Annotated in this window: 5 protein-coding genes; 2 read left to right on the top strand and 3 right to left on the bottom strand. The window is 74.5% G+C overall.

The window, feature by feature from the left end; translation table 11 throughout:
• The 3 genes from K6U79_10975 to K6U79_10985 form a co-directional block, all read right to left on the bottom strand.
• The coding region (locus tag K6U79_10975; protein ID MCL6522874.1) for a GerAB/ArcD/ProY family transporter at positions 1-318 on the bottom strand (318 nt) is incomplete at its 3' end.
• Positions 315-1919 carry a spore germination protein gene (locus K6U79_10980; protein MCL6522875.1) on the bottom strand — a complete coding sequence of 535 codons (1605 nt, stop codon included), beginning with the start codon at positions 1917-1919 and terminating at the stop codon, positions 315-317. The genes K6U79_10980 and K6U79_10975, both read right to left, overlap by 4 nt.
• A gap of 20 nt (positions 1920-1939) precedes the next feature.
• Entirely contained in the window at positions 1940-3403 is a 1464-nt protein-coding gene (locus tag K6U79_10985; protein MCL6522876.1) for an FMN-binding glutamate synthase family protein, read from the bottom strand.
• A gap of 228 nt (positions 3404-3631) precedes the next feature.
• On the opposite strand from K6U79_10985, the gene K6U79_10990 reads away from it, so the two are divergent.
• Both K6U79_10990 and K6U79_10995 read left to right on the top strand, forming a co-directional pair.
• Complete coding sequence (locus K6U79_10990; protein MCL6522877.1) at positions 3632-4084, top strand: hypothetical protein; 453 nt, start codon at positions 3632-3634, stop codon at positions 4082-4084.
• Between the two features lie 556 nt (positions 4085-4640).
• On the top strand, positions 4641-5044 hold a 404-nt coding region (locus K6U79_10995), incomplete at its 3' end, for a sporulation integral membrane protein YlbJ (GenBank protein ID MCL6522878.1).

Below are 5044 nucleotides of genomic sequence, written 5' to 3' on the forward strand. Positions count from 1 at the left end.
CTCGTTGGTCAGGACGCCGGTGGAGTGCGTCAGCCAGAGAAGGAACGGCAAAGGGACCAGCTGCCGGAGGACCGGCGGCAGGTGGCGCGCCGCGGCGACCAGGCTCTCGCCGGGGTACCTGCGCTGGAGCGGCAGGAGAAGGAGAAGGACGGCCAGCCCGGCCAGCGCGGCCAGGGGGGCGACCAGCCAGGCGTCGCGGCCGGCGGCGCGCGCGCTGACCCCGATCAGGTAGAGCTGGGCCGAGGCGACCACCAGGCCGTACTCCAGGAGGAAGAGCTGCCAGGCGGTGATCTGCTCGCCGCGCGTGCGCGGGCTCACTCCTCGTGCCTCCTTCCTGCCGTGACCGCCAGCGGGACCGGAGGCCGCGGCTTCAGGCCGCTACCACTGCGCACCGGATCGTGCGGCTCCACGTCCGCCGGGCGCCGCGCCACCGCCCAGTGGGGGAGGAGGAGGAGGGCGTCCCTCAGCCCCTGCAGGCTCAGGGGCGCCACGGGGGCCAGGTAGGGAACCCCGAAGGAGCGGAGCGAGCTGAGGTGGACCAGCGTGGCCAGCAGGCCGAGCATCAGCCCGTAGAGGCCCAGCGCGCCGCCCAGGATGATCAGCTCGAAGCGGAGGATGCGCAGGGCGATGGCCAGGTTGTAGTGGGGCAGGGCGAAGGAGGCGATGCCCGTCATGGCCACCACCACCACCATGGGGGCGGAGACGATGTCAGCCTGGACGGCGGCGCTGCCGATGACCAGCGCGCCCACGATGCTGAGCGCCTGCCCGATCTGGCGCGGCAGGCGGACGCCCGCCTCGCGCAGGATCTCGAAGGTGCCCTCCATGATCAGCGCCTCCACCATGGCCGGGAAGGGGACGCCCTCGCGCGCCGCCGCCAGCCGCAGGAGCAGCGCCGTGGGGATCATCTCCTGGTGGAAGGTGGTGACGGCCACGTAGAGGCCCGGCAGGACCAGCGCCAGGAAGACCAGGACCAGCCGCAGGACGCGGATGGCGACGCCGATCCAGAAGCGCTCGTAGTAGTCCTCGTTGGCCTGGAGCAACGACCAGAGCGTGGCAGGGGCCATGAGGGCGAAGGGGGTGCCGTCGGTCAGGACGGCGACGCGCCCCTCCAGCAGCTGGGCCACCACCACGTCCGGACGCTCGCTGTGCAGCATCTGAGGGAAGAGCGAGTAGGGGTCGTCCTCGATCAGCTCCTCGATGTAGGCGCTCTCCAGGATGCCGTCCAGGTCGATGCGCCGCAGGCGGGCCAGCACCTCGTCCACCAGGGCGACGCTGGCCAGGTCGACCAGGTAGAGCACGGCGACGCGCGTCCGGGTGCGGCGGCCCAGGCGGAGTTCGACCACGCGCAGCCCGGGGTCGCGCAGGCGGGCGCGCACCAGGGCCAGGTTGGTCTCCAGGTCCTCGATGAAGCCCTCGCGCGGGCCGCGGACGACGCTCTCCGCCTTGGGCTCCTCCAGGCTGCGCCGCTTCACATGCTCCAGGGCCAGGAGGAGACCCTCCCGCCAGCCGGCGGCCGTCAGCAGCGCCTGGCCGTCGGCCAGCGCCTGCGCCGCCTCCCCGTAGGTGCGGGCCGGGCGGAGCCGGCTGCCGCCCAGGAGGCGCTGGCGCACCTCCGACGGTCCGGCCGCGGCGGCCGGCGGGCCGCCCTGCTCCAGAAGCGCCACCAGGAGGCGCTCCATGCGGCTCTCGTCCACCATCTCCTCGAGAAAGAAGAGCGTCGCCGGCCGGGAGCCCAGCCGCAGCGGGCGCGCCGCCAAGTCGGGCGCGCCCGCCAGCAGGAGGCGGAGGCGCGCCTCGACGGCGGCCGGCTCGGCGTCCATCGGCTCGCCGGCGCGCAGCGTCTCGAGCGCGTGGAGCGCGCGCTCCGTCTGGAGGCGGAGGCGCCGCGCGTCGTCCCCCAGCCGGCTCCATCGCCGCATGCTCTCCGTGGCGTTCATGGTCACCGGCTAAGATGCCTGCGCTCCCGGGCGGCTATGCCCTGTCCGCCGGTGGGCGGCAGGCCGTCCGGGAGGCCGGCGGGTGCCCGCCAGGCGACCGGAAGGCCGAAGACCTCCGCCGCCAGGGGGTCGCGCGCCACCAGGTCGGCGCGGCTCAGCTGGCCGATGCGCCGATAGCCCAGGGCGCGCAGCGCTTCCTCCATCTCCTCGCGGAAGGCGCGCAGGAAGGCGGCCACCGTCCGCGCCCCCTTCTCGGTGTCGAAGCGGGCGGCCAGACGCCCGTCCGACCAGGCGATCTGCGTCACCGGCTCCACCGGCACCGACTTGGAGATCTGCCCGTGCGTGGCCGCCATCAGGACCGCCGTCCCCAGGTAGGCGGCGTCGGCGCCCAGCGCGATCGCCTTCAGGACCTCGCCCGGCGTCCGCAGGCCGCCGCTCATCACCAGGCTGACCTCGCCCCGCGCGCCCACCCGCTCCAGGAGGCGCGTGACCCGGGCCAGGGCGTGGGCGGTGGGCAGGCCGAAGTCGTCCTGCAGGACGGGCGGGGAGGCGCGCGTGCCGCCCTCGCTGCCGTCGATCACCAGCACGTCGACGCCGGCGTCGAGGAGCGCCAGCACCTCCAGCTCCAGGTCGTCGGTGGCCACCAGCTTGACGGCCACCGGGGCGCCGCCCGTCACGCCCCGCAGGCGGGCGACTAGGCGGCGCAGCTGGCGCGGCGTCGTCGTGCCCGGCAGCGGCGCCTCGATGCGCAGCGGCTCCCCCTGTTCCTCGGCCCCGCCGAGGGCGCGCCGGACTTCCTCGGGCACCTCCCCGGCGGCCAGGATGCGTCCCGTCGCGGCGCGGCCGCCGTGCCCGAGGCGGATCTCCACCATCTGCGCCCGCCCGAGCCGCTCCGGGTTTCGCGTCCAGGCGCCGCCGGCGTACTGGAGGACCAGGCGGCGGTTGGCGGAGGCCACCTCCTCCAGGAGCGGGCCTCCGCCGGCGTTGTAAGCCGTGCCGGCCTGCTCGGCGCCGCGGGCGAGGGCCAGGGCGACTTGGCGGTGGACGCCGAAGCCGTAGGCCATGCCGGCCACCAGGACGGGAAAGTCGACGCGCAGCGGTCGCGGCGCGCGCGGGCCCAGGGTGGTGGAGAGGTCGACGGGCGCGTCCGGCGGGGCGGGAAGGCGGACCAGCTGCGCCGGGTTGAAGGCGAGGCCGCTCAGCACCTCGACCCGGACCAGGCTGCCCAGCGGACGCCGCAGCACCCGGCCCGTCTCGGCGCGCAGCTCCGTCTCGAAGAGGACGTGCGGCCCCATGCGCGTGATGCCGATGACGAGGTCCCAGAGGTTCTCGTCGTAGCGGTCGCTCAACAGGCGGACGAGGAGGCGGTCGACCAGGCGGTCGAGGAGCCGCCTGCCGCCCAGGACGAGGGCGGCCGCGCAGGCGAGCAGCACCAGCCCGGCGGCCAGCAGGGCGGCGAGAAGGATCCTCTTCGCCCCCCTTCGCCCCGAAAGCGGGTGGAGGATCTGCGCCTAGCTTCACACGCCCCCGGGCCATCCATGCGCGGCCGCCCGGGGCGTGCGAGGCGGCGCGCCGGGCGGCGCACGTCCGTCCCCGCTTTCTCATCCCCCTCTCAGGAAGCCTTCAGGAGAGGATCACGGGCGCGGGGTACCGGAGAGGAGTCCGTACCCGTGATCCAAAAGGAGAGAGCCCCCGTGAACCCGGTGGAGCTGCACCCCATGCTCGTGCACTTCCCCATCGCCCTCTTCCTGACCATGCTCCTCGTGGAGGTCCTCTGGCGGATCCGCCGGGAGAGCTGGCTGGAGCGCGCCTCGGCGCTGCTCCTCGACCTCTCCGCGATCAGCTCGGTCCTGACCGTGGCCGCCGGCTTCCTGGCGGCCGTGGCGGGCGGCGTGCCTCTCTCGAGCCTCCTGGCCGGCGAGGAGGCCGGCGGCGTGGCCGGCGCCGTGGCCGAGCACATGCAGCGGGGCCTCTTCGCCATGGTGCTGCTGGTGGGGCTCGCGTTCTACCGCCACCGTGTGCGGCGGGCGGGCCGGAGCTGGGAGGGGTGGCTGGCCTGGGCCGGCCTCGCCCTGGCGTTCTTGATGGTCCTGACGGCCGGTCTCTCCGGGGGGGAGCTGGTCTATCGCCTGGGCTTCGGTCGGTAGGAGGTGCCGACCGCCCCGCCGAAGGGGCTCTGCCGCACCTCGGTCGCCCGTCGCCGCGCCGCTGGCGGGCCGGGGAGTCGCGCTTTCGGGCGGGCGGTAGCGGGCCAAGGGGGAGCGCCGCCTCCAGGACTCCGGTGACAGGGCGACCGCGAGGGCTTTCGCCCACACCCCGGGTGCCGTCGAAGACGGCGGCGCGCAGCGCGCTGGGCCCTGCCGGTCCTGCCCGCCGCGACGGGCAGGTATGTGGGTTGGGCCTGTCCGGCGGACTGGTCCGCCTGCTTGACGGGCTTCACCGGCAGGTGCTCAGGCTCGACGAGACTTCGGTGTACCACGGTACAGGACGTGGTGAGCGCCAGAAGGAAAGAGGCCGCCACCGCCGTCACTGCGCCCTGCCGGTACGCTCTCCTTGTCATCGTGGTCAACCCCCCATCCGGGTGTTCCTGTACCGCGTCCTGCCGGCCCCGCATACCCCCGCCGGACCGGCCATAGAGTGGCCCCGGGTCGCGCCGCCCGACGCCCCGGGGCGGAGGGGCCGCGCCCGGAGAGGGCCGATGCCGTGCGTCCGAAGCGCGAGAACCGCCGCAACCTGACCGCCGCACTGCTGGCGGCGCTGGTGGTGAGCGCCACCGCCCTCCTGGCCGTCTACCCCAAGGAGGCCTTCGAGGCCGCCGCCGACGGCTTCCACGTCTTCCTGGACATGGTCTTCCCCTCGCTGCTCCCCTTCTTCGTCGTCTCGGAGCTGATGCTGGGGCTGGGTGTGGTCCACGGCCTGGGCGTGCTCCTGGAGCCGCTGATGCGCCCGCTCTTCAACGTGCCGGGCGTGGGCGCCTTCGCCCTCTCCATGGGGCTGGCGGCCGGCTACCCCATGGACGCGGTGATCACCGCCCGTTTCCGCCGCGACGGCCTCTGCACGCGGGTGGAGGGCGAGCGCCTGCTGGCGTTTACCAATACGGCAGACCC

The sequence above is a fragment of the Bacillota bacterium genome (genome assembly GCA_023511835.1).
GTDB lineage: Bacteria > Bacillota > Sulfobacillia > JAIMAT01 > JAIMAT01 > JAIMAT01.

What these genes read in the sequence shown, in the direction of transcription:
- K6U79_10980 (MCL6522875.1), bottom strand. Translation starts at nt 1,919, where the DNA reads ATGCGGCGATGGAGCCGGCTGGGGGACGACGCGCGGCGCCTCCGCCTC.